This is a genomic window from Bacillus sp. PPSBB_11 (genome assembly GCF_038023285.1).
GTDB lineage: Bacteria > Bacillota > Bacilli > Bacillales > Bacillaceae > Bacillus > Bacillus altitudinis.
In genome coordinates this window covers 2,347,598-2,369,990 of sequence record NZ_CP150633.1, presented here as the reverse complement: position 1 = coordinate 2,369,990, position 22,393 = coordinate 2,347,598, and the positions used below count along the sequence as shown (strand labels likewise).

Here is a 22,393-nt window from a genome sequence, read left to right as displayed (position 1 = left end):
ATAAATGTGTAGAAAAGATACAGAAAAAAAGATCCACAACAAACATACTTTACATCAGGGTCATTTGTCACCTAGTAAAGCGTCGTTGTGGATCTCCATTTCTCCATCACATGATATTAACTTAGTGCTATAGTATCAGAGGATGAAAACGTTGTCAATCAATTTTCACATTTTATCTTTTTCACTTTTGGAATGCTTTCCAAAGCTCTGTATTCGATGTGGTGACAGCTGTCGCCCCTGCTGCAAGCGCCCTTTCTACATCTTCTTTTGTTCGGATAAATCCTCCTGCAAATATTGGTATTCCAGCTCTTTCGCGCACTTCTGTAATTAAATCTGGCACGACACCCGGCAATACTTCAATAAAATCTGGACGATGTTTTCCGACAAACTCCATGCTTTTTTCCATCGCACTTGTATCAAGTAAAAACATTCGCTGGATGGCATATACCTTTTTCTGCTTGGCTTTCACTATGACAGAAGACCTAGTAGAAATAATGCCAGCTGGTTTCATTTCCTGACAAATAAATTCCGTTCCGTACTCATCATGTTTGATTCCGTGAATGAGATCGACATGGACAAACATTTTTTTATGATGCGCATTCGCCTCATTCATGATGCCCTTAAGCCGCCCTAAATGAACATCTAGTAAGACCCCATATGTAAATGGACTTTTTAAAAATTCCTCAAATTGCTTCATATTGCGAACAGCAGGTAGAATGGGTTGATCATGAAAACTCATATGCCGTCTCCTTCTCGTGTGTATTGGTTCTATCTTCTCCTTACAGTAATAGAATCACATGTTTTTTTCAATACACCTAGTGTGCCCATTGACCATTCAGCCTAGCAAATCGATCAAAACCTGATCCTTTCAGGGCATAGAAAAAAGCAGAGAAACCTCTCTGCTACAGCGTGTAGGCAAATCCTCGCATTCTTTGTCAGTCCTGCGTGCTGGTGCTCACCCTTCCTAGGGCTGCAAAGATTTTCTATCACGCTGAAAAGAAGACAAAGGGCTAAAATAAATAATATTTTAGCCCTTTGTCAACAATCTGAAGCAGAGAAATCTCTGCTATAATTGTGCCATGCTTTCTTTTAAAGTATGAATAATGAATGAGGCGTCTTCATCAGTGATATTTAGCGGTGGTGCGAGCTGTGCCACGTTATTATAGCCAGCCACTGTATCGCCATTTTTCCCGATGATCAATCCCCGCTTTTTACATTCTGCAATCAATTGACCGACTACACTTGGATCAGCTGGCTTTTTTGACGCCTGATCCTGCACAAGCTCAATCCCAAACAGCAGACCTTTTCCTCTCACATCACCGACAAATGGATGCTCTTTTAACTCTTGCAAACGTTCGAGCATGTCTTGGCCAAGCGTGCGTGACCGCTCCACTAATTGCTCGTTTTCCATGATCTCTAGGTTAGCAAGCGCAACCGCACAGGAAGCAGGGTGACCGCCAAATGTATTCACATGCCGTAGCCTGTCATACGTATCTTCTCCTGCATACGCTTCATAAATGTCTCGTTTTACGCACGTTGCAGATAGCGGTAAATATCCACTTGTGATCCCTTTTGCCATGGTGATGATATCTGGCTTCACTTCCTCATGCATAAATCCAAACCGCTTTCCTGTCCGGCCAAAGCCGCATATGACTTCATCCACAATGAGGAGCGCCCCATGATCTTCACAGATTTCTTTCACCTTCTTCAAATATCCTTTTGGCGGCATTAAGATACCGCCTCCTGTAATCATCGGCTCCATGATGACGCCAGCAATGGTCTCACTTAATTCCCACGTCATTGCTTGATCGATTGCATCAGCACTTGCCAAGCTCTCTTGATCTTCAGGGTGCCGGTACATATCAGGCGGTGCGACATGGATAAACCCCTGTCCTAACGGTTCATATTTGTACTTACGCTGCGCTTGACCCGTTGCGGCAAGAGCTGCTGCTGTATTGCCGTGATACGATCGATATCGGGAAATGAATTTTGTTCGTGTACTCTCTCCCTTTTGCGCATGATATTGTTTGGCAATCTTAAATGCCGCTTCATTCGCTTCAGAACCACTGTTAGAAAAGAAGATCACATAGTCCCCGTCTAGCCATTCATTGAGCTTCTCAGCCAGCTGAATCGCTGGCACATGGCTTTGTGTCAGTGGGTAGTAAGGCATCGTATTTAATTGCCTATACGCCGCTTCTGCAAGCTCTTTACGTCCATATCCGGCATTGACACACCATAGTCCTGACATTCCGTCTAAATAGCGATTTCCATGAATATCTGTCACCCATGCGCCTTCTGCCTCATGAATCACCATACTTTCATTTTCTTTGTTTGTCCCTTTCATATGATGCCAAATGAACTGATCATCTTTCGCCTGAAGATCTTGTGCGTTATGTGTTTTCATCTTCCCACGCCCCCATGTATCCGTTTTCATCATCAAAGAAGCTTAAACCGGTCCTGCATATGACCTCTCCATTCATTATATGGATAAAAGTGAGGCATATGAAACTGAAACAAGACCGCCCGTGTCGTTACTCTCATTATAAAAAAGGGGCCAGACACATTACATTAGACAGATCGTCAACTGATTGAAAAGAACCATGAGACACTCTACTTGATCCCTCGGCAAAATCTAACATATACCGTTAATGGCGATTCCCCTGTAAAAATTCATAAGCAAGGATCGCAAATTCAAGCGCTTGACGTTTTGGCGCTTGCATCATATCCTCACCAAGTAAAGCATGAAGCTTATCCAATCTGTGATAAAGCGTCTGCCTCACAATATAGAGCTGGCTTGCGGTTTCTTTTTTAGAACCGTTTGTCTGTAAAAAGATATTCAGCGTCTGATAGAGCCTGCCGCTATTTTGTTTATCATATAAAATCACCGGCTCTAAATACTCTTTCACCATGCATTCTAATAACCCGCTTTCTTTCATGACAGGCATCAACCGAAGCATATGTAAATCTTCATAAAATGGGCTTTTTATCCGTTGCGGCATCACTTTCTTTAAATGCAGCACTTCTTTCGCTGCTTGAAAACTTTTTCTCATGTGTTGAAATTGCTCACAATATGAACCGATTCCATAATTGATGACTGCCTCGCCGGGCTTCTCACGGTCATATAATTGCGTGATGTCGTTTGCCGCTTTTTCTGCACGCTCTTTCCAGTCCTCAACTTTTCTTGTATTCAATAAAATAAATAAGGTTTGTCCTTGATGCTCGTACACAATCAAATAGAAACCAGCACGCTGAAAAATAGAACGGCAAGAGACAAGAAAATAAAGATTCCCTGCGATTTCTTCTATTTGGTGGTTTTTTTGAAAGAGCATCACCACACAGCCGGTCGGTTTTTTCAGCCCTTCTGTCTCCTCAAGGTGTTCTATGATCTCTCTTTCTGTATGATCTTCATGAAACCATTTTTGCAGCCATTCATTCTCTTTTGTCTTCTTCAGCTCTTCTGTATACAGCTCTCTTAAAGTTTGCTGGGCAAGGGCATTCGCTCCTTTATCCATCACAAGCAGTTCAAATTCCGAGAGTGTGTTCGATTGATGAATGAGGACGAGGTCTGCAAAGGTTTGTTTGAGTGCAAGGACTTGTTTTTGCGTCACTTCATATCCTTTTGGTAATGAAGCATATTGCAAATAATTCATCACCAGCTCTTCTGTTTGTTTGGAAGAATCACATAAAATAATCGGCTCACCTTGAACAGGGATCAGCAGTAGTATCCCTCTCACATGCTGATACACTTGATCCAAAATATCCATCTGCGGATGAGGAGTCAATAAAAGCTCATTCAACTTGGACGACAGTGTTTCTAAATCCGCCATCATCTGATACTGACGCTCAATCATCATCGTATGGAGATGCTGTGTAATATTGACGAACTTCACTTCTTTTGTAAACAAAATAAGCGGAAAATCACGTTCTTCTGCATAAATAATCAGTTCTTCTGGCACATCAAACCGGAGCGGTACAAATTCAATACACAAGCCAGCCGCACCTGAGTCAATCAACTGTCTTAAAAACGCCTGAAAGACTTCCAATTGATCATGGAAGCCTGCGGCCGTCGTTAAGATCAGCTCGCCTCCGTTTAACAAATCCTCTACAGCAGGCACTTCAAGTACATGTACCCATTTTACCTGCCGAAACAATCCCTTTTCCCCCGCTAACACTTTCGCATGTGTAAAATGCTTCGTTTTTAACACATCACTTACTTGAAAATGAACATCTACATTCATTCATAAGTCCCCCTTTGTTTGCCGTCCCCTATCCCAGAGGGTGCATGGATAAAATCCATAATAAAACAGGTAAAGTCACAATACTTAAAATCGTACTGAGAAACGTCGTGCTTGAGACAAACTCAGGCTTCGTTCGAAATTGCACAGCCATCAGCGTTGTATTCGCCGCTGTCGGCATCGCTGCAACTAAAATCATAATTTGTTTCACCAAATCATCTACCGGTAAAATAAGCGTAAAACCAAAGGCGATGAGTGGTGAGATAAACAGCTTCAGCAGCACCGCATAGGAAATATTACGATAATCCACTTGTTTAAAAGAAATCACTGCGAGCTGCATACCTAAAATCAGCATAATCGTTGGTATCGCTGCATCCCCGACCAGCTGAACACCTGTCATAAGCTCTTTAGGTAATGAAAGGTCAATGAGCTGAAATAATAGACCAAGAAGAGCCCCGTAAGCAACAGGCATACGCAGCACTTTTTTTAGAACGACCTTCAAGTCTCCCGCGTCCTCTCCACCTTTTGCTGCATAATACATGCCGATCGTACTCATGACGAGCTGCTGAAGGACCATTAGCACAATCGCAATATCTAAACCAGCTGCTCCAAAAACAAGAAGGACAACAGGCGTGCCGTAATTTCCATTATTCATAAATGCTGATGACAAAATCATGGCGCAATACGTTTCATTCGAATACCCGTAAATTCGAGATAAAATGAAGACACATAAAACAAGTGAAAGACAAAGCCCTACGACAAATATTGATAAGTACACATAGTCCATCGATACTTTATTTTGATAAAAGGTTTCAAACGCAAGAAATGGTGACATTAAATATAAAGACATTGATGAGAGCGTATGTATATCAAAACCAATTGTCTTCTGCCCAATATACCCTATAAGGAATATGCCGAACACTGGCATTAAGACAAGTAAAAACTCCATGCAGCACCTACTTTTCTCTAGATGAATTCCTTCTTTTTTACCCTCTTATCATACCACTGATTATCAATAAAAAAGAAGCACCCTTATGAAAGGTCGCTTCTCTCCTCATCCATATAAAACACTTCCCATAAATGACCATCACGATCCTGAAAGCTCCAGCCATACATGAAATCATGGTCTTGTTTTTCCTTAAACGGTGAACCACCAGCTGCGATCGCACGCTCTACAAGCTCATCAACCTCTTCCCTCGTCTCGACCTGTAAAGAGATAATGACCTCTGCGCCATTTCTGGCATCTACCAATTCCTTCTCTGAAATGGATTGGAAATGCTTAAGTGATAACAGCATGACTGTGATCGTCTCATTCATCACAAAACAAGCAGCATGTTCATTCGTCAGTTCTTGTTGAAAGTCAAAACCCAGCTGTTCAAAGAAAGCCTTTGACTCATTTACATGCTTAACCGGCAAATTGATATACAGATGTTTAGATTGTCGCCCCATATCCCTCTCCCTTTGTAAAACATCATTTCCATTCAGTATATTCGTCTTTTCATTTGGCATCCCTTTGTCGCATGAAAAAATAAGCGGTAAGTCTCATTACCTTATTTTAACAAAAATGTATAATAAATCTCGTGCACAATACTAAATGAACTAGGAGGTTTTCTTAATGAAAACAATCGCAAAATCTTTGATGCTCTCCACCACTGTCCTTTTATTCGCTTCACCTATTACACAAACAGCTGATGCTGCATCTATTCAAACGAAGCAGGTGACAGCAGAAAGTGATTTTCAGCTTCCTTCAACAACAGACACCATTAAACAAAACATCGAACAATCTTTCCAAAAACAAGAAAAGTGGCTACAAAAATTAGAAGTGATTGCCGGACAAGAAAAACGTGAACAATTTGAGCAGTTTTTCAACCAGCATGTAGGACCTGATTTAAAAAATCTTTTAGAAGAGCCTGCTCTTACATGGAAACAAGTAGAAAAAACGATTTATCAATCTCTTGTCAAATCAGACGTTCCATTTTTAGCTGCCAAAAGCATTGCCCACTTTGCTACACTCGCATTAAAGAAAATGTAAACATACAGAAAAGCGCCTCGCATAACTGCGGGGCGCTTGTTTTGATTATTTCTTATATTCAATATGGTACACGTCTCTTCTTCGGTCTTTCAGCTGACGAACCGTCCCATCTTGACGCTGCCTTCTTAATATTTCTAAGTCGACATCACCGACAACCACCATTTCAATATTCGGGTTGCATTCCCCTACAATGCCATCTCTTGCGAATTCAAAATCAGATGGTGCAAAGATGGCTGATTGTGCATATTGGACATCCATGTTTTCTGTTTGCGGAAGGTTTCCGACTGTTCCAGAAATGACCGTATATATCTGATTTTCAACCGCTCTCGCCTGCGCACAGTAACGCACTCGTAAATAGCCTTGACGGTCTTCTGTACAGAATGGAGTGAAAATAATTTTCGCTCCTTTGTCAGCTGCAATTCGAGCAAGCTCAGGGAATTCAATATCGTAGCAAATTTGGATCGCAATTTTACCGCAGTCCGTATCAAATACCCGGACTTGGTCACCAGCTGAAATCCCCCACCATTTTCTTTCATTCGGCGTGATATGCAACTTATATTGCTTTTCAATCGTTCCATCACGTCTAAATAAATAGGCGATATTATAGATTTTCCCTTCCTCTTCAACGAAATGAGAACCACCGATGATATTAATGTTGTACTTGACCGAGAGATCTGTAAACAAATTGATGTAGTCCTCGGTATATTCTGTGATCCGCTGCACTGCTAGACTTGGTGATCTCTCTTCTAAATATGACATAAGCTGGGTTGTAAAGATTTCCGGGAAAACGGCAAAGTCAGCTGACGCATCTGATGCCACATCCACGTAATACTCCACTTGATTCATAAACTCCTCAAAGGAATGAATTTGCTTCATTGCATATTGAATGACACAAATACGTACTGGGAACGCCGATTTATAATATCTTTTCGATTGCGGGCGATAATCGACATTGTTCCATTCCATTAGCGTTGCGTACGTGCTGGAAGCTTTATCATCCGGCAAGTAATTCGGATTGATCCGCATCAGGCTAAATTCATTTAACAGCTGAAAAGATAGCACAGGATCATAAATTTGGTGCAGCATGACTTGCTCTACATATTGGCGAGGCGTCATTTCCTCTTGATATTTATGATAATTCGGGATACGTCCACCAATGATGATGCTTTTTAAATTTAATCTTCTCGCTAAGTCTTTTCTTGCTTCGTATAAACGATGACCGATTTTCATCCGGCGGTACTCAGGACTGACCATTACTTCAATTCCGTACATATTCATCCCATCTGGATTATGGTTTGTGATATATCCATCATCTGTGATGTCCTGCCATGTGTGACGATCATCGTATTCATCAAAGTTAATTAATAAACTTGAACATGAGCCAATGATTTCTCCCTCGAATTCCGCACAGAACTGGCCTTCTGGGAAATGTTCAAGGTGGCTTTCAAGGTGCTCTTTTTTCCAAGGGTCCATGCCTGGAAAGCATACCTCTTGCAATGCGATGATTCGGTCGATATCTTCTTCTCTAATATTTCGAATCACCATTCTTTTTTCAAATCGCGTTAAATCTAGTTTTTCTGCCATGATGTATTGCCCCCTTACTGATCCTCTTTTTCAAGCTGATGGAATAGCTGGAGCAATTCGATTTCAGCCATGGATTCTAATCTCGCGTCATATTCTTCAAACTGCAGTGTGCTCGTCACTTTATTTGGCACGATGACACATTTCATACCCGCTCGTTTGGCAGCGATTGACCCATTCACAGAGTCCTCAAATGCCACGCAATCTTTTGGCTCAACGCCTAAGCATTGTGCGGTTTGCAAATAAAGTTCTGGGTGAGGTTTCACTTCTTCCACATCGTCTGACGTGCGGATACATTCGAAGTAATCGAAAAGTCCAATTTTTTTCAGGTGATCAGACACCCATTTATAATCTGAGCTGGAAGCAAGTCCAATCTTAATTCCAAGCTCCTTTGCCGCTTCTAAATAAGCTTCTACACCAGGTCTTGCTGCTTCGTCCTTCATTCTCTTTTGAAAACGTGAACGCCGGTCTTCTGTGAGTGCCTCATGATCTAATGTCTTTCCTAACTGCTCTTCCAAGTATTCAAAAGGCTTAAAACCTGCCTGCGTTCCAATCACATTTCCCCATACAGACAGAGGCAGCTCCGATTCATGCTCCGCAAACATTTCCTGCAGAACCTCATATTCATGTGTTTCTGTATCTAAAATTAATCCATCAAAATCAAATATAATCGCCTTTACCAAAGAGGCCACTCCTTTTTTCCGAAAGTCTGAAATATCTTCCATACTGCTATCATATCGTGAATAAAATTGACTTTCAAAGATGAATGTCTGCTAAAATGATTATGTATAAAAGGAGCCTGCATCGTTTTGTCAGGCTCCTGTCATGTTCGATTCTTTCTGCAAGAGATCCAAGCGCTCCGATTCGTGGAGAATAGACATTGTTGAAAAAGAGCGGAATTGGTATTACAGATCTTGAAGGTTTCTCCGTTCCCTTAAAAATAGTATGTGCGACGACCTTGTAAGTTAACAAGGAAGTTCACACCAACTTTTACGCATTTTGAAGGTGACGGCCTGCAAAATCATCTAAATCAAACGGGAAAGAAAAGCCGCACGCATTAACTTGTTCACGGTTGAGTTCAAATAACTCACGATCTCGTTTTGTGATATGACGCTTCGGCTTTAAAATAATGGTATGTAATAACTGAAGACCTGATAAAATACGAAAAGCATCATCCATTGTCCCGTTATACACACCATCAATGAATGTAAGCGGGGGTTGTTTTTCCTGCTCTTCTCCATTTACGGAATGGGATAAAAGATCTTCAATTTCCTTTGATATTTCTTCAATTTCCTGCTCCTGAAGGTCTGTCGCAGCTTTCATTAATCTCACGTGGCATCTACCTCTCTGTCGTTATTACTCCATTCAGAATAGCACAGAAAAAAAGTCATTCGCTAAGGTAAGTGTTTCCTATATATACCCAAAGAGAGGACGAATATCATGATCATAAAAGGACACACGCTCTCCCTAAAAGTAGGAGAGCAGCAAAATGGCATTTCCTTAAGTCAATTTTTAAAAGGCGAAGTGTCTGCCTCTAAACCGATTATCCATTTTTGGATGGAGCACCAAAAAGTCCGTCTCAATCAAAAAACTGCCCACCATGCTGCAAAAGTGAGTACAGGTGATCAGATTCTCATTGATTTATTTGAGACGGAAGAAAGTGATGTGACGCCAGAATACGGTGAATTAGAGGTACTCTTTGAAGACGAGCATTTATTAGTTGTCCAAAAGCCTGCTGGAAGGCCGACGCATCCAAATGAAAAAGGACAAACAGGTACGCTGGCGAACCTAGTCGCTTTCCATTTTCAAGCAAATGGAGAAGAAAAGCGGGTCAGACATATACATAGGCTGGATCAAGACACAAGCGGCACCGTCATTTTTGCCAAACACAGGTTGGCACATGCTGTACTCGATCAAATGCTTTCAAAAAAAGCGATTAACAGAACGTATCTTGCCATCGCACAAGGACTGTTTAAAAAAAAGAAAGGAACGATCCAAGCAGCCATTGGACGTGATAAACACCATGCCGTCAGAAGGAGGGTTTCTCCTACTGGTCAAAGCGCCAAGACTCATTATGAGGTCTTCCATCTCAATAAACGTTTACAGTTGACGGCCGTTAAGCTGCGATTAGAAACAGGCAGAACGCATCAAATTCGGGTCCATCTTAGCAGTCTCGGGCATCCTTTAGCTGGCGATACATTATATGGCGGGAAGCGTGACCTGATAAACAGATGCGCCCTTCATGCCAAACAAGTAGACATGAACCATCCATTCACAGGTGAAAAGCTGACGATAGAAGCACCGCTCCCACCTGATATGGCTGAATTAAAAATGGACAATATGTAGAAAAAAGAGCCTGATCATCCAGGCTCTTTTGACGTTAGACAGATGCTCTTTTCGCATAAATAATGTACCGCTCTGGTGCGTTGCCGACAAAATGAAATGGATAGCATGTGGTTAACACAAGCTCTTCTTTTTTATTTTGTAAGGTAATAATCGATGTATCATACTGATCCACAATTTTCGTATGCGTGATTTCATAAACAAACTCACCATACGGTACAGTGATTTTCAGCTGATCCCCAATATCCAGTTCACCAGTCCGGCGGAAGACCGTATCCCTGTGTCCCGACAAAACGATTTGTCCATTTTGATCAGGGTAATAACTGCCTTTATAATGACCGACTCCTTTGGCAAGGTCGTCCGCATCTGTCCCTTCAACAATCGGCAAATCGGCTTTTAATTTCGGAATGGTCAGGATGCCAGAGGCTTTCCCCATTTCAGGTGCAAACTTTTTCTTTGTCATTCCTTGATCAGTTTTTACGACCTTCTTTGCTTCCTCTAACGATTGTGCTGTTTGTAAGTGAGTAGAAGCGATTTGCCAAATTCCCCAGCCAAGCAGCACAATCCCCGCTGACATGACAATCACTGCAAGCCATTTTTTCATGCGTTAACTCCTTTGTCTTTGCTGATGATTCTTTAGCTTGCTGCTGCCTTTTCTTCTTGTTTTGCTTGTTGAATTCGGCCCTCTTTTTGATACACAATAGAAGCTCCCTCGAAGCTCTTTACAAAAGCGACTGTTGCTTCTAAATCTTCTGGACCTGTCTCCGGATTCTTCCCTAGCCGTCCAATCGGCGCATACTTATTTCCAGTGGCAGTCGCCATGAAATTATTCACTGTGAGTGTATACGTTTTGTCGAAAACAACGGAAGAACCATCAGGCAGTTTTAAGTCGACTACTTTATATGTTAACGGATCGTACGAATAAGAAAAGCCTGAAATGCTATAATCCGGTCCAAATTGAGGAGATATTTGAGCTTCAATGATATCAACTAAGTCTTTCCCCTTGATGTCCAGCTTCACTAACACATTTCCGAATGGCTGAATATTAAAGAGATCTCCCCAAGTAATCGGCCCTTTTTCGAGATTTTGTCTGATGCCGCCGCCATTCATCATGGCAAAGTCACTTTTCATTGAATATCTCATGCCATCCGCAATGAGGTTGCCAAGTGGTGTATCACCATCATTGGAATAGCCACCTTCCAGCTTGACCCCTGCTTCTCCAACAACCTCACTAATAATCGGCTCCACTTCTTTTCCGTAATGAGCTAAAATGTCCGCTGCTTCCTTATCCTTTTCAATACCAGCCTGGTCTACATACTGGATGTTTGCACTCTTTTTGACAATATCTTTTGTTTTCCTGTCAAGTGTGACATTGACTTCTCCAATCGCCTTTCCATATTCAAAGGCTTGGACAATTAATTTTCCATTCACTTCTCCATTGACCACTTCGTGATTATGGCCAGCGAAAATGACATCAATTTCGTCATCACCTTCTTTGGCGAGCCTTGCGCTTTCTCCAGTAATGGTATCACCATTTTGAGAGGCGGTCATATGAGCCAGAACCGCGATCGCTTTAATCCCTTTTTGCTTTAATTCCTTCGCTGCTTCATTCACAGCTTTGACTTCATCAGTAAATTGAATGTCTTTAATTCCTTCTGGCATGACCATACCTGCCGCTGATGTTGTCACAACCCCGATAAAAGCTACAGGAATTCCTTCGACATCCATGATTTCATAGGCTGGTAAAAGTGGTTTGCCAGTATCCTTATATTCACAGTTTGCACAAACAAGCGGGAAGTTCTGCCCATCGTACCCTTTTGTGCCTTTAGGATGATCTCCACCTTTTAAGATGCGCAATAATTCATCTACACCTTCATCAAACTCATGGTTGCCGACTGTCCCAACATCAAAGCCGATGTTCTCCATTAGTTCAACGGTTGGTTCATCTTGTAAAAGAGAAGATATTGGCGAGCTTCCGCCTATCATATCTCCTGCATGAACTGTTATCGTATTTTTTTGCGCAGCCTGCTTTTGTTTCATATAAGCCGCCACATAATCCATCCGTCCATACGTTCCTTTACTGCCATCACCTTTTACATCCAGCTCATATTGCTGATCAATTTTACCATGCAAATCATTCATGCTTAAAATGGTTAATGGGACTTCACTGGATGATTCTGACGCCTGATATCCAGCCTGCTCTGCTTCTTCTTTAGAAGCAAAAAAGATACGTTTATCCACATCGATCTCATTCCAGCTGTCAGGTGATACGTAGGTTTTTGCAGATGAATCACCCACATAACGTGTGAGCCCTTTTTTCTGCTCGCGTGCTCTAAATTCAAACGGCTGTTCTAGCAGAGGGTCTTCTTCATTCCAAATACCAAGCCCTTTTTCCTTGGCATCTTTCACTGCTTGCTGGAACATCAGATACTCTTTTTCATCTCCAACAGGCCAAATGAAATAAGTAGGGGCATATCCTTTTTTCACAAGCTCTAGGTTCGTATTCAGCCCTTTTTTGGTTTTGACTTGAGCTAAAAGACGTCCATATCCATCCTTTGCTTCCGGGCCAATCTTTAATGTGACTTGATCACCACTTGAAAGAAGCGTTTTTAAATAATCCGTCGCTTTTTGTCCAAAGCGCAGCTGGTTTTGATCTAATTCATTTTTGGGCTGGTGGTAGGTTTCTGGTGTGTCCATATTCACGAAGCGTACCTTTGTTGTGCCGAGCACAGGCTTCTTCAAATGAATGGTATCTCCATCCACAACACGATCTACCGTTGCCTCATATTCTTTTTTGATTTTTGGCGGCTTTGGCTGGTGCTTCAGCAATTTGACATCGGTTTTGTGTCTTGGAAGTACTTGCAGCGTATCATATCTGCTTAAAACGCCAGTAAACTCATACCATTTTCCGGTCTTCACTTGATCAATGGCACCCGTATCAACCATGACTCTAAGGACTGTGCTATGATATTTTTTATCGATGATGACCACATTGTATCCACCGCCAGCTGGCTGATCTGGCGCTTGTTCTACATAGCCTTTTACCTTCACTAATCTTCCTTCATATTTGCTTGCCTGATCCGATTCCAATTGTTTAATGGAAACTTTCTTTGGCGAAGGCAATGGCTGATTCACAGCATCTATCTTCAGACGATCTTGATCTGGCACAATTTCAACGAGCCCTTTATAAGTCGTCACCTTGCCAGTCACCGTGACCTTCATGCCTGCTTTCAGTTCTGGAAAATTCTTCGGCTGCGCAGAATAAATATTGAGACCAGCTGTTTTGTCTTGAATATATGTTGATAGTTTCCCATTCCCTATAGCGGATTGATCTGCTGTTACGATTCCGCTCACCGTTACCGTTTCTCCTATCAGTTTTCGGGCTTTTTTTATGTTCATCGGCTTTGTTTGTTTCCATAAAGTCTCCTTTTTCTCAGAAGAAGAAAACGCCTCAGCTGTCATCATACTAGGCAGTAAAGATTGCAGGCTAAATATCACCAAAATCAAACAACAGACCATTCGAATGGATTGTATACGTTTCATTAGATTTCTCCCCTTTGAACTTCATCTCTTCTAGTGTACAAAGCAAATATTGAGACTGGATGGATTTCGTGTAAAACTGATCTCAATTACTTGGAAACGTAATAATCACACGTGTCCCTTCAAAGCTTTTGCTCTCAAAACGAATGGTACCGCCATGGCTTTCAATAATCTTAATGGTCATCATTAATCCAAGACCCGTGCCTTTTTCTTTCGTTGTGTAAAAAGGTTCACCTAATTTTCCAATCTCGTCTTCTGGTATGCCCTTTCCTTGGTCTTCAAATATCAGCATCATTTGGTCGTTTTTCAATAATGAAGTCACTTGGATCACACCTGTTACTCCATCCATCGCTTCAATTCCGTTTTTAAGAATGTTAAGGAACACTTGTTTTAGTTCATTTGGAATGCCTTGAATATGAGGCAGAGAGGGAGCCAGATTCTTTTGAATCGACACTCCTTTTAAGACCGCCTGAGATTCAACGACCATAATGACTTCTTCGAGCAGAAGATTCACATTCACCGGTTCAAATTTAACAGATTTGCTTCTAGAGAGCACAAGGAACTCGTTAATAATAGACTCAAGCCGATTAAACTCTGACATCATCACATCGGCATAATCCTTCTGATACTTTTTACTTTGAATCATTAGCTGTAAAAAGCCTTTTAACGACGTAAGTGGGTTACGTATCTCATGGGCAATACCAGCTGCCAGCTGTCCAACTGCTGACAGCATTTCAGACTTCATCAGCATTTTCTCAGACTGTTTTTGACTTGTAATATCCTCTGAAATCCGCATGACAGTAGACTGCATTTTGTCAGGGTCATCGATTCGGTGTAAAGAGACTCTTTCCCATCGCTCACGCCCTGATAAGTCCTGAAAATACAACTCACCTGTCCAGCTGCCCTCTCTTAAACACACGTCCCATTGTTTCGCTAGATCATCACATTGACACAACGCATAATAAACAGAAAAAATATCTTTTCCGATCAAGTCATATTCATGCTGCTGTACAAACTGACAAAAGCGCTGGTTGACACACTGAATGACACCTTCTCCTGTTGCAACCACAATATGAATATGGCTGTTATCAAGTGCTGTCACCGCAAGATGAAGAGCCTGCTTCAATTTCGTCATTTCGGTCATTTTGATCCAGGTCATCACTGCTCCCTCGCGATCTTGATCATAGAACGGCGTCATATGAACCGTGAATTGTTCTCCTTCGTTCGTTTCAATTTCACGTTCGATCACGCGCCTATCTGAAATGACAGATTGAATATCATGATAGAGCATTTCCTTCGATAGCTTCTTCACCATCGACTGAAAAGTTTGCTGGTGCCGGGTTTGAGCTGAAGTAAATAAAGAGGCAGCTGTAGGAGTGTGATAGCGAATATTCATTTCCCGGTCCACAAACAACGTGGCAAGTTCTGGCTTCACAGACGGCCGGTACAGTTCTTCTCTTGTCACCTTTAAGTTGTTTATGATATTAATAAAATGCTCGTTTGTTTTCTCGCGCACTTCTATTTGCTTGTTTTTTTCTTTTAATTGAGCCCTTGCTTCTTGCTCCTTTTGTTTGACCTCATTGAGCTCATTTTCTAAATCGACAATTCGCTGTTGATAAACCGAATTCTGCTCTGACATCCCTTTGTCCCTGCCGTTCTTTTGATTTTTTCCTCTCTCACTCATCCGAATGAGAATGACGTATACTCCTTTAAAACGGCGATCAAAATGTTTCACTGTAAAATCTGCATACTGCTTTCTTCCATTTTCCGAAATGAGGACATGTTGAAAAACAACCTCAGTCTCTTCAGTCCACACCTTTTGAAAGCTTTGACTTAGTATCTCTTTCATATAATCAGGGGTTACATATTCACATAATTCATCTGAAACTTCTGCATGCGCTAAGAAAGAATAGGCACCGTTTGATATCGCGAGAATTTGCTCGCAATCGTCTATGATGAAACATGCATCATACTCCTGCTCTACTTCTTTCATATATTGGACAGCTCGTTCTTTTAACTCCGTACGACCTGCATTGTATTTAGGAACGTTTGAGTGGGTGTAAATGTTCCACTTTTCATTTAACAAATGAAATAAACGAGGGATATTGGGTACCTTTTCATTCGGTCCTAATATCAACATCCCTTGATCCTTTAGTGCATATTGGAATCGAGATAAGACTCGTTTTTGTACTTCTGGCTGGAAGTACATCAGAACATTTCGGCAACTGATAAAATCGAGGTGGATAAAAGGTGAATCAATCAATAAATTGTGAGGAGCAAAGACAATATGTTTTCTAAGCGACTGCTTCACAATAAAAGCGTCACCTTTTTTTTCGAAATATCGCGCCCTCCATTTTTCTGGCATCCGTGCCATAGACTCAAGCGAATAAACACCTTTGCTTGCACTTTGGATGGCTTTCCGGTTGATGTCTGTTGCAAACACTTGAAGTTCAATGGACACTTGTCTTCGTTTCATTTCTTCTAAAAATAACATCGCAAAAGAATAGGCTTCTTCACCTGTAGAACATCCTGCAATCCAAATGCGGCATCGAGATTTCCCATTTTTCATTGTGTTTTCAATGATCGACGGAATGATGTGATGTTCACATACTCGAAAGGCTTCCATATCTCTAAAAAAGGAAGTCGTTCCGCTTAAAAGCTGTACATGCAGGCGATCAAGCTCATCTGGTTCTCTCTCTAATAAACGATCGTACTCGGACAATAAGGAGATCGATTGGTTCGCACTCCTCATTCTTTTTTGAATGACAGAGAGCAGCCTGCGCTTCTCATAGGTTGAAAAAGCAATTCCTTTATGCATTTCAAGACGTTCAATCATTCTGATCAAAACAGGGTCTGCAACATATGTATGCGGAATGTTGATGATGTTGGCTATATATGACGCAAGTGCAGAAGGGTCTTGAAATGTTTGATGATACATACGATCAAACCCACTATTTGTCTCACTGCACGATATGGCTGTACCGCCTTGCTCAACGATTTGAAGCAAACCACTTCCTACACAATAGCCTTTTTGAAAAAAGATCGCATAGGCCTCTTCCTTTTGCACATTGGCAAGTGACTGAAACAACGAATTCACAGCACACGCCTTGTTCGTAGGATGCTGCTCTGTTATGTGTAGCCGTTTGTCTTCTGTCAATGTCACAGCTGCATGCTGCGGACAAAAATAAATCGTATTTTTCATGACTTTCTCACCATGCTTAATCGGCTTTGCTCGGTAGCCAATCGGTAAAACAAGTGCTTCCAAATCAGTTACACAATCGCCTGTCACATGATTTTGCACAACAATAAAAGAGGCATTTAATTCCTGCGGAAATGATTGAAAAAAAACCTCAAGATGATGCTGTTCAAACGGCGAAACACCGATGCCAATCACTGGTGCCTGCACATGTTCGTCTTCTATCAAACGATTAATGATTTTGTCCTGCATCTGGTACCCCCATGTTCATTCGTCTGATACATTTTTTCGACAAAAAGGAAGAAAACCCTCTAATTGTAAATAATGTTTTTTGCATGAAAGGAGGAAAACTTCCTCACATTAAAACAGACTGTATAAACAGAAGGAGGATTCTTTATGCAAAACGATCAGCAACCAAACGTTCAAGGACATGTCCAGCAGCCCCAATTCAATCATGGCGGGCATGAGTTATTTGATTTACATGAGGTATTAGCAGGGACCATTAATATTTTGGATCAATACATGATCTTTCGGCAATTTATCCAAGATCCCGCATTATCCGACATGTTAGATCGACAATATCAATTTGTATTGTCCCAGTACAACGTCACGGTAGATTGCTTTTCTACTGGTCAAAAGCCTAGTGAAGAAACATCTACTTATATGATGAACGAACAGACACAGGTGACATACGGAATAAAACCATCTCAGCCTAAGAAGCCAAATCAATCATTACAGGATGTAAAGGATGCGGGAATTACAGGGCATATGCTTGGTCTTATGAAATCTCATGCTGGATTACTCTCAATGACTGCATTAGAGGTCACAAACCCTGTGGTACGACGTGTGCTTGCAGCGCAAATCCCGAACTTTATTGAAATGGCGTATGAAATTTTCTTATATCAAAACAAACATAGCTATTATCAAGTTCCGCAGCTTACAGCTCAAGATATGCAGGCGATGACATCTACATTTGCCCCTATGCAGGGACAAGTGCAGATGCCGCCGAGCAAAGCCAACCAGCAAAAACCGCTTCATTAAATAAAAACAACGGCCGACCTATTTACAGGTCAGCCGTTTTTTCTTTGATAATTCAGTTTAAATTGCTCTTCAAAATCTGTGAGACGTTGTCCTGTCGCTTGTTCAAACCCTCTATCAAAACGACTAGTTTTCGCCGTTTCCTCCATGATCTCATGTATGACATCTCGTCCATAAAGCTCCACAAGCTCATAGATCATATAGTAGCTTTGTAAATAAACATCTGTCTCATACGTCGTGCGAGATTCTTGCCAGTCTTGATCAGAATAAAGAGATTTAAAAGGAATGACGTCAAACCGTTCAGACGTGGCATTCAGCACATCATAGGCCGTCCATTCTGCTGTTCCTTCATGGAACCAAAGGGGAAAGACGACTGGAGATACCTTATATGCATGCACCTTTTCATAGAAAACGAAATGGGCATACTCATGAATGAATAACGTGTTGAAAAAGTATAAAGGCAGTGTCTCTTTCTTCAACAATTCTTCCCGTTTATCTGGGTATAATCCAATCATATGATCAACATCAGAATAAAAACCTGTAATATGCTTGATGCCAGCAAATTGCTCAATCGTCTCTTTATCATCAAAATAAATGATATCTAACGGTTTATCAGCTTCATACTGAAACACTGACATCGTCCTCTTCTTTGCCTGCTCAAGCGCTTCTATGGTCAGATCGACAAAGGCGCTCTCATCGTCTGCATAGTAGATTCGAATATGTTCATAGACTTGCTTATTGAGTCCTTCCGTTAAGACCGTTTTAGGCGAAGAATGCTCCTCTAGATATTGCCCTGCCAGCTGGAACGCTACATAAATCAAGTACGCAGTGAACGCATAAAAAATCAAACCTGCTGCAATCATTCCGCTTACAAGTTTTTTATGAATTAATGACGGTTTTGCTTTCATTTACTCCCCACCTGAATTCATCCTGCAACCTCTTTCTCTTTCTATGAAAAAACAAAGATCAACAAGAGGTGATATATTTTTTACTTTATGCAGTCAGGTGCGCAAGGTGCGGTTCCAAACAAAAAAGCCGCATATGACATACGGCTTTTGTCGTAGCTATTTTGATTCAGGGAAGACACGCCGAACCGTTTCAGTAAACTCGTCGAAGAATCCTGAAATTGGCTCTCCACTTCTAATACGTTTTCCGTATCCTTCCATACGATCGACAAAGTCTGGATTAGCAGATACATACACATTATCAATTTGTTGATCCGTCGATTTGACTTTGTCAGAAATTTTCTTTTTCAAATCGTCTGTTACATCTCCGCTTTTATTGCCTTCAAGCACGACAGCAACAAATGCATTTTTCCCTGTGACAAGTACGTTCGCTGTTTTCACTTCAGACATGTTGGCAACAAGCTCTGATGCCTTATCTGCCACTTTCACCTTCTGAGGTGTCTGCACATTTGGTTGATCCTGTCTCATGTTGTCGTTCTTATATGTGACATTTTCGTACTGTCGTTTCATTGTTCCTCTTCGTTCATCGCCTTGGTTGTTCATTCCACACCCAGCAGTGATCAATGTTGGAACGAGTAATAAAGATAGCATCCATTTCTTATTCATCAATTGATTCCCTCCTTTTGCTCATAGGTTTTTCATCCAGCAGACTTTTTATGCACACATCCTCTATTTCAGCAATGAATTCATAAATCAGCCTTGATTGGTCATCCTAAACATGATGAAGAAGTATCATCACGATCAAATGGAGGGATTCGTTTGTTTAAAAAGAGAAAAGGTATGAGTACTGGTGCAATGATCGCAGCATCAACAGCCATCATTGCATTATTTTCACCACTATTACGGAGAAGACTTAGCAGCATGACTCAAATGAATTTGTCCTCAATGATGAAAGGCAAAGATCAACACCAGCATGAGTCATCTCGTCATGAGTCCCATTCACATTCACGTAAAGACTCAAAAGGCACAGCTGAAGTAGGACAAATGATCAAGCAAGCATTCAGCGCTGTCCAGCCAAATGAAACAAATCAGCATCAAACATCATCAAAAACATACCAAACTCATCAGCCGCCGAGAGAGTCTTACGCCCAGTCTCTTCACATTGATGAAAGTGTCATGAATGTAATGGATGATGAATCTATTCAGCAAGTACTCAATGACATCGAGCACAAATAACTAAAACAGGAGCCTTTTTTCAGAAAGGCTCCTGTTTATTCTCCTGAAAAATGCTCTTTCACCATGATGCAGAAGGAAGGCAAGAAGGTGATTTCGATCGTGATAACAAACCGTTCCACACCATCTAATAGTATCAACAGCTCTTTTTCATGCTGCCGATCCTTTTTTATTTCTACATGTCGCACAGTTTTAAAGGCATATACTCCTAAAACAGATGCGTCCATTTTTCGAACAGCCTTCAAAGAAAATTCTTGTACTCCAAGAGACATCGTCACCACAAATCGTTCTTCCTCATTCTCAAACCGAAACGTTAGATCTTGATATTCAATGGGCATATCTCGTTCAAATCCTTCATCAGGCCACGTCTCAAAAAAAGAAAGCCAGTCCGTTCGATCTGGAAATTGTTTTCTCCTCATTTTAAACCCCTCATAAGTGAAATTTTTATTAATTATCTTGTTTCCTCTTTTCTTTTGCAACAAATTTTAGTAATTTTAAAAAGGTGATTTTATTTTGCTAAGAGACCTCTTTATTAATTTAACAATTCTTGTCACTTTCCATTATTTATTGATGCTTGTGTTTAAAGAGAATTTTTTAAAAAAGGAAGACACCCTGCTCAGACAAATTTTTAAAGGAATGATTTCTGGGTTACTCGGTGTCCTCTTAATGTTTTTCTCTATTAAAGCAGGACCAGCCATCATCGATTTAAGACATATCCCCCTTATTTTAACGGCATTTTATGGAGGCATTGCACAAACGTTCATTGCAGCCTGTGTGATCATTATTGGCCGATTATTAATTGAAGCCAATGTCGCTTCTTTCATTAATATTTTTTCCATGATATTTATCGCCACAGCTTCCTTTTTAATTGCTGAGCGTCATATCAATCACGTCGTAAAAATGCTGTTATCTATTACCATGAGCAACGTCATAGCGACGATTTTATTTATCATCATCGTCAATGAAAGATCGTTTGAACTGCATACTGCCTATTGGATGTTCTCGTATATTGCCGGTTTATTTAACTTTTATGTCATTGAGCATCAAACAAAAGCGTATCAGATGTTAAATTTGTATAAATTCCAAGCTCATTATGACTTTTTAACTGGTGTTTTAAATAAACGGAAATTCGATGAGATATTAAGTGATGCTTTTTCTCTGAACTTAAAGCAACCTATCCATCAAATGTCCTTGATTTACCTAGACATCGATTATTTCAAAACCATCAATGATCAGTATGGACATCATGAGGGAGATATCGTTTTAAAAGAAATCGGAACAAGGCTGATTAAGAACACAAGAAGCTCTGATTATATTGGGCGGATCGGCGGTGAAGAATTTGCTGTGCTTTTACCGAATTGTTCCGTTGAAAAAACATGGCAAATTGCGGAACGTTTACGAAAAAAAATGGCGGATCAGCCAATTTATTTACAAAACGGAACATCGATTCACATTACGGTGTCAATTGGCTGTGCTTATGATGCAGGAACAAGTGAAAACATGAAACAATTACCGATTATTGCAGATCAGGAGCTCTATAAAGCGAAGCAGTCAGGCAGAAACAAAGTGAGCTTTTCTGGACGAAAAAGAGAACACTTAACATAGGCTTTTTCCTCAATTTGTTAGCGCTAATTATTTTTAAAAAAGTTTTCGTATAACAGTTGTTTTTTCCCGCAAACACTGGTAAAGTAAAGGTAATTATTTTTGTTCGTATCATCTTTAAGAAGAAAGTTTTGAAAGAGTTTTCGTCTTTGAAGTTTGTGTAAGAGCAAGAATAGTGAATTTAAGCGTTAAGATCGCTTTAGGAGGAAATTTCATGTTAGAAGGTAAAGTAAAATGGTTCAACTCTGAAAAAGGTTTCGGATTCATCGAAGTAGAAGGTCAAGACGATGTATTCGTTCACTTCTCTGCTATCCAAGGCGAAGGCTTCAAAACTTTAGAAGAAGGTCAATCAGTTTCTTTCGAAATCGTTGAAGGTAACCGTGGACCACAAGCTGCTAACGTTAACAAAGCGTAATTTAAGAGCATCTGCTCTTTTAGCACTTTATAGAGTGAAGGAAAACCGCTCGGCTTATGCCGGCGGTTTTTTTGTGTAATAAAAAAAGAGAACCTGACGTGAAGTGACCCCCTAAATTTAGACGCGTTTTTTTTATGAGACAGCTTTCGAGGCATGAGTTCGATATTGTATCGGACTCATGCCTTTTAGTTTTGTCTTTATACGTGTGTGATTGTAGTAGTCAATATATTGTTCAAGTTCTTGCTTGAAGTGTTCGATGTTCTCAAATTTTTT

General features: G+C 40.8%; 21 protein-coding genes. 6 read left to right on the top strand and 15 right to left on the bottom strand.

The features are described 5' to 3' along the window. Positions 1 to 181 precede the first annotated feature (181 nt). From V7L95_RS11585 to V7L95_RS11565, 5 genes are all read right to left on the bottom strand, one after another. Positions 182 to 739, bottom strand: coding sequence for a glycerol-3-phosphate responsive antiterminator (locus V7L95_RS11585; protein ID WP_017360356.1), 558 nt, complete (start codon positions 737 to 739; stop codon positions 182 to 184). Positions 740 to 1,066: 327 nt separating this feature from the next. Further along, entirely contained in the window at positions 1,067 to 2,404 is a 1,338-nt protein-coding gene (locus V7L95_RS11580; RefSeq protein ID WP_017360357.1) for an aspartate aminotransferase family protein, read from the bottom strand. 241 nt (positions 2,405 to 2,645) lie between these two features. After that, on the bottom strand, positions 2,646 to 4,238 hold the full coding sequence (locus tag V7L95_RS11575; protein ID WP_017360358.1) for a PucR family transcriptional regulator: 1,593 nt from the start codon (positions 4,236 to 4,238) through the stop codon (positions 2,646 to 2,648). Positions 4,239 to 4,266: 28 nt separating this feature from the next. Then, positions 4,267 to 5,184: an AEC family transporter gene (locus V7L95_RS11570; RefSeq protein ID WP_007497064.1), complete on the bottom strand. Its 918-nt coding sequence runs from the start codon at positions 5,182 to 5,184 to the stop codon at positions 4,267 to 4,269. A gap of 83 nt (positions 5,185 to 5,267) precedes the next feature. Continuing rightward, the gene (locus V7L95_RS11565; RefSeq protein ID WP_008349030.1) at positions 5,268 to 5,684 is read right to left on the bottom strand and encodes a VOC family protein; all 417 of its coding nucleotides are present in this window, start codon (positions 5,682 to 5,684) and stop codon (positions 5,268 to 5,270) included. A 166-nt stretch (positions 5,685 to 5,850) separates the two neighbouring features. Here V7L95_RS11565 and V7L95_RS11560 point away from each other — a divergent pair, with 166 nt between their 5' ends. Next, positions 5,851 to 6,267: a hypothetical protein gene (locus V7L95_RS11560; RefSeq protein ID WP_025207006.1), complete on the top strand. Its 417-nt coding sequence runs from the start codon at positions 5,851 to 5,853 to the stop codon at positions 6,265 to 6,267. A 45-nt stretch (positions 6,268 to 6,312) separates the two neighbouring features. On the opposite strand, the gene V7L95_RS11555 is transcribed toward V7L95_RS11560, so the two are convergent. From V7L95_RS11555 to V7L95_RS11545, 3 genes are all read right to left on the bottom strand, one after another. Next, complete coding sequence (locus tag V7L95_RS11555) at positions 6,313 to 7,851, bottom strand: bifunctional GNAT family N-acetyltransferase/carbon-nitrogen hydrolase family protein (RefSeq protein WP_007497061.1); 1,539 nt, start codon at positions 7,849 to 7,851, stop codon at positions 6,313 to 6,315. Positions 7,852 to 7,865: 14 nt separating this feature from the next. After that, on the bottom strand, positions 7,866 to 8,531 hold the full coding sequence (locus V7L95_RS11550; RefSeq protein ID WP_017360360.1) for an HAD family hydrolase: 666 nt from the start codon (positions 8,529 to 8,531) through the stop codon (positions 7,866 to 7,868). A gap of 307 nt (positions 8,532 to 8,838) precedes the next feature. Continuing rightward, positions 8,839 to 9,180 carry a DUF5365 family protein gene (locus V7L95_RS11545; RefSeq protein WP_017366912.1) on the bottom strand — a complete coding sequence of 114 codons (342 nt, stop codon included), beginning with the start codon at positions 9,178 to 9,180 and terminating at the stop codon, positions 8,839 to 8,841. A gap of 108 nt (positions 9,181 to 9,288) precedes the next feature. On the opposite strand from V7L95_RS11545, the gene V7L95_RS11540 reads away from it, so the two are divergent. Beyond that, the gene (locus V7L95_RS11540) at positions 9,289 to 10,194 is read left to right on the top strand and encodes an RluA family pseudouridine synthase (RefSeq protein WP_017360363.1); all 906 of its coding nucleotides are present in this window, start codon (positions 9,289 to 9,291) and stop codon (positions 10,192 to 10,194) included. Between the two features lie 34 nt (positions 10,195 to 10,228). Here the strand turns inward: V7L95_RS11540 and V7L95_RS11535 are convergent, their stop codons facing one another. The 3 genes from V7L95_RS11535 to V7L95_RS11525 form a co-directional block, all read right to left on the bottom strand. Continuing rightward, the gene (locus V7L95_RS11535) at positions 10,229 to 10,795 is read right to left on the bottom strand and encodes a class D sortase (protein ID WP_340966439.1); all 567 of its coding nucleotides are present in this window, start codon (positions 10,793 to 10,795) and stop codon (positions 10,229 to 10,231) included. Positions 10,796 to 10,827: 32 nt separating this feature from the next. Further along, complete coding sequence (locus tag V7L95_RS11530) at positions 10,828 to 13,734, bottom strand: 5'-nucleotidase C-terminal domain-containing protein (protein ID WP_340966436.1); 2,907 nt, start codon at positions 13,732 to 13,734, stop codon at positions 10,828 to 10,830. Positions 13,735 to 13,816: 82 nt separating this feature from the next. Next, positions 13,817 to 17,179, bottom strand: a complete 3,363-nt coding sequence (locus tag V7L95_RS11525; RefSeq protein WP_340966433.1) for a CheR family methyltransferase — start codon at positions 17,177 to 17,179, stop codon at positions 13,817 to 13,819. 144 nt (positions 17,180 to 17,323) lie between these two features. Between V7L95_RS11525 and V7L95_RS11520 the strand changes: the two genes are divergently transcribed. Further along, positions 17,324 to 17,968: a spore coat protein gene (locus tag V7L95_RS11520; RefSeq protein WP_017360366.1), complete on the top strand. Its 645-nt coding sequence runs from the start codon at positions 17,324 to 17,326 to the stop codon at positions 17,966 to 17,968. A gap of 29 nt (positions 17,969 to 17,997) precedes the next feature. Here the strand turns inward: V7L95_RS11520 and V7L95_RS11515 are convergent, their stop codons facing one another. Both V7L95_RS11515 and V7L95_RS11510 read right to left on the bottom strand, forming a co-directional pair. Continuing rightward, the gene (locus V7L95_RS11515; RefSeq protein ID WP_017360367.1) at positions 17,998 to 18,873 is read right to left on the bottom strand and encodes a hypothetical protein; all 876 of its coding nucleotides are present in this window, start codon (positions 18,871 to 18,873) and stop codon (positions 17,998 to 18,000) included. Between the two features lie 156 nt (positions 18,874 to 19,029). Continuing rightward, positions 19,030 to 19,536, bottom strand: a complete 507-nt coding sequence (locus tag V7L95_RS11510; protein ID WP_017360368.1) for a YhcN/YlaJ family sporulation lipoprotein — start codon at positions 19,534 to 19,536, stop codon at positions 19,030 to 19,032. A 153-nt stretch (positions 19,537 to 19,689) separates the two neighbouring features. On the opposite strand from V7L95_RS11510, the gene V7L95_RS11505 reads away from it, so the two are divergent. Continuing rightward, on the top strand, positions 19,690 to 20,106 hold the full coding sequence (locus V7L95_RS11505; RefSeq protein ID WP_017360369.1) for a hypothetical protein: 417 nt from the start codon (positions 19,690 to 19,692) through the stop codon (positions 20,104 to 20,106). A 35-nt stretch (positions 20,107 to 20,141) separates the two neighbouring features. Here the strand turns inward: V7L95_RS11505 and V7L95_RS11500 are convergent, their stop codons facing one another. Next, positions 20,142 to 20,522, bottom strand: a complete 381-nt coding sequence (locus tag V7L95_RS11500) for a hypothetical protein (RefSeq protein WP_129548188.1) — start codon at positions 20,520 to 20,522, stop codon at positions 20,142 to 20,144. A 94-nt stretch (positions 20,523 to 20,616) separates the two neighbouring features. On the opposite strand from V7L95_RS11500, the gene V7L95_RS11495 reads away from it, so the two are divergent. Then, positions 20,617 to 21,708, top strand: a complete 1,092-nt coding sequence (locus tag V7L95_RS11495) for a diguanylate cyclase (protein ID WP_048003248.1) — start codon at positions 20,617 to 20,619, stop codon at positions 21,706 to 21,708. Between the two features lie 211 nt (positions 21,709 to 21,919). Next, positions 21,920 to 22,120 carry a cold shock-like protein CspB gene (gene cspB / locus V7L95_RS11490; RefSeq protein ID WP_008349061.1) on the top strand — a complete coding sequence of 67 codons (201 nt, stop codon included), beginning with the start codon at positions 21,920 to 21,922 and terminating at the stop codon, positions 22,118 to 22,120. A gap of 132 nt (positions 22,121 to 22,252) precedes the next feature. Here the strand turns inward: cspB and V7L95_RS11485 are convergent. Continuing rightward, a partial coding sequence (locus tag V7L95_RS11485) for an IS3 family transposase (RefSeq protein ID WP_340969029.1) occupies positions 22,253 to 22,393 on the bottom strand: 141 nt, incomplete at its 5' end.

What these genes read in the sequence shown, in the direction of transcription:
- cspB (WP_008349061.1), top strand. Translation starts at nt 21,920, where the DNA reads ATGTTAGAAGGTAAAGTAAAATGGTTCAACTCTGAAAAAGGTTTCGGA.
- V7L95_RS11515 (WP_017360367.1), bottom strand. Translation starts at nt 18,873, where the DNA reads ATGAAAGCAAAACCGTCATTAATTCATAAAAAACTTGTAAGCGGAATG.
- V7L95_RS11580 (WP_017360357.1), bottom strand. Translation starts at nt 2,404, where the DNA reads ATGAAAACACATAACGCACAAGATCTTCAGGCGAAAGATGATCAGTTC.
- V7L95_RS11585 (WP_017360356.1), bottom strand. Translation starts at nt 739, where the DNA reads ATGAGTTTTCATGATCAACCCATTCTACCTGCTGTTCGCAATATGAAG.
- V7L95_RS11525 (WP_340966433.1), bottom strand. Translation starts at nt 17,179, where the DNA reads ATGCAGGACAAAATCATTAATCGTTTGATAGAAGACGAACATGTGCAG.
- V7L95_RS11500 (WP_129548188.1), bottom strand. Translation starts at nt 20,522, where the DNA reads ATGAGGAGAAAACAATTTCCAGATCGAACGGACTGGCTTTCTTTTTTT.
- V7L95_RS11535 (WP_340966439.1), bottom strand. Translation starts at nt 10,795, where the DNA reads ATGAAAAAATGGCTTGCAGTGATTGTCATGTCAGCGGGGATTGTGCTG.
- V7L95_RS11570 (WP_007497064.1), bottom strand. Translation starts at nt 5,184, where the DNA reads ATGGAGTTTTTACTTGTCTTAATGCCAGTGTTCGGCATATTCCTTATA.
- V7L95_RS11565 (WP_008349030.1), bottom strand. Translation starts at nt 5,684, where the DNA reads ATGGGGCGACAATCTAAACATCTGTATATCAATTTGCCGGTTAAGCAT.
- V7L95_RS11575 (WP_017360358.1), bottom strand. Translation starts at nt 4,238, where the DNA reads ATGAATGTAGATGTTCATTTTCAAGTAAGTGATGTGTTAAAAACGAAG.
- V7L95_RS11510 (WP_017360368.1), bottom strand. Translation starts at nt 19,536, where the DNA reads ATGAATAAGAAATGGATGCTATCTTTATTACTCGTTCCAACATTGATC.
- V7L95_RS11540 (WP_017360363.1), top strand. Translation starts at nt 9,289, where the DNA reads ATGATCATAAAAGGACACACGCTCTCCCTAAAAGTAGGAGAGCAGCAA.
- V7L95_RS11520 (WP_017360366.1), top strand. Translation starts at nt 17,324, where the DNA reads ATGCAAAACGATCAGCAACCAAACGTTCAAGGACATGTCCAGCAGCCC.
- V7L95_RS11555 (WP_007497061.1), bottom strand. Translation starts at nt 7,851, where the DNA reads ATGGCAGAAAAACTAGATTTAACGCGATTTGAAAAAAGAATGGTGATT.
- V7L95_RS11560 (WP_025207006.1), top strand. Translation starts at nt 5,851, where the DNA reads ATGAAAACAATCGCAAAATCTTTGATGCTCTCCACCACTGTCCTTTTA.
- V7L95_RS11530 (WP_340966436.1), bottom strand. Translation starts at nt 13,734, where the DNA reads ATGAAACGTATACAATCCATTCGAATGGTCTGTTGTTTGATTTTGGTG.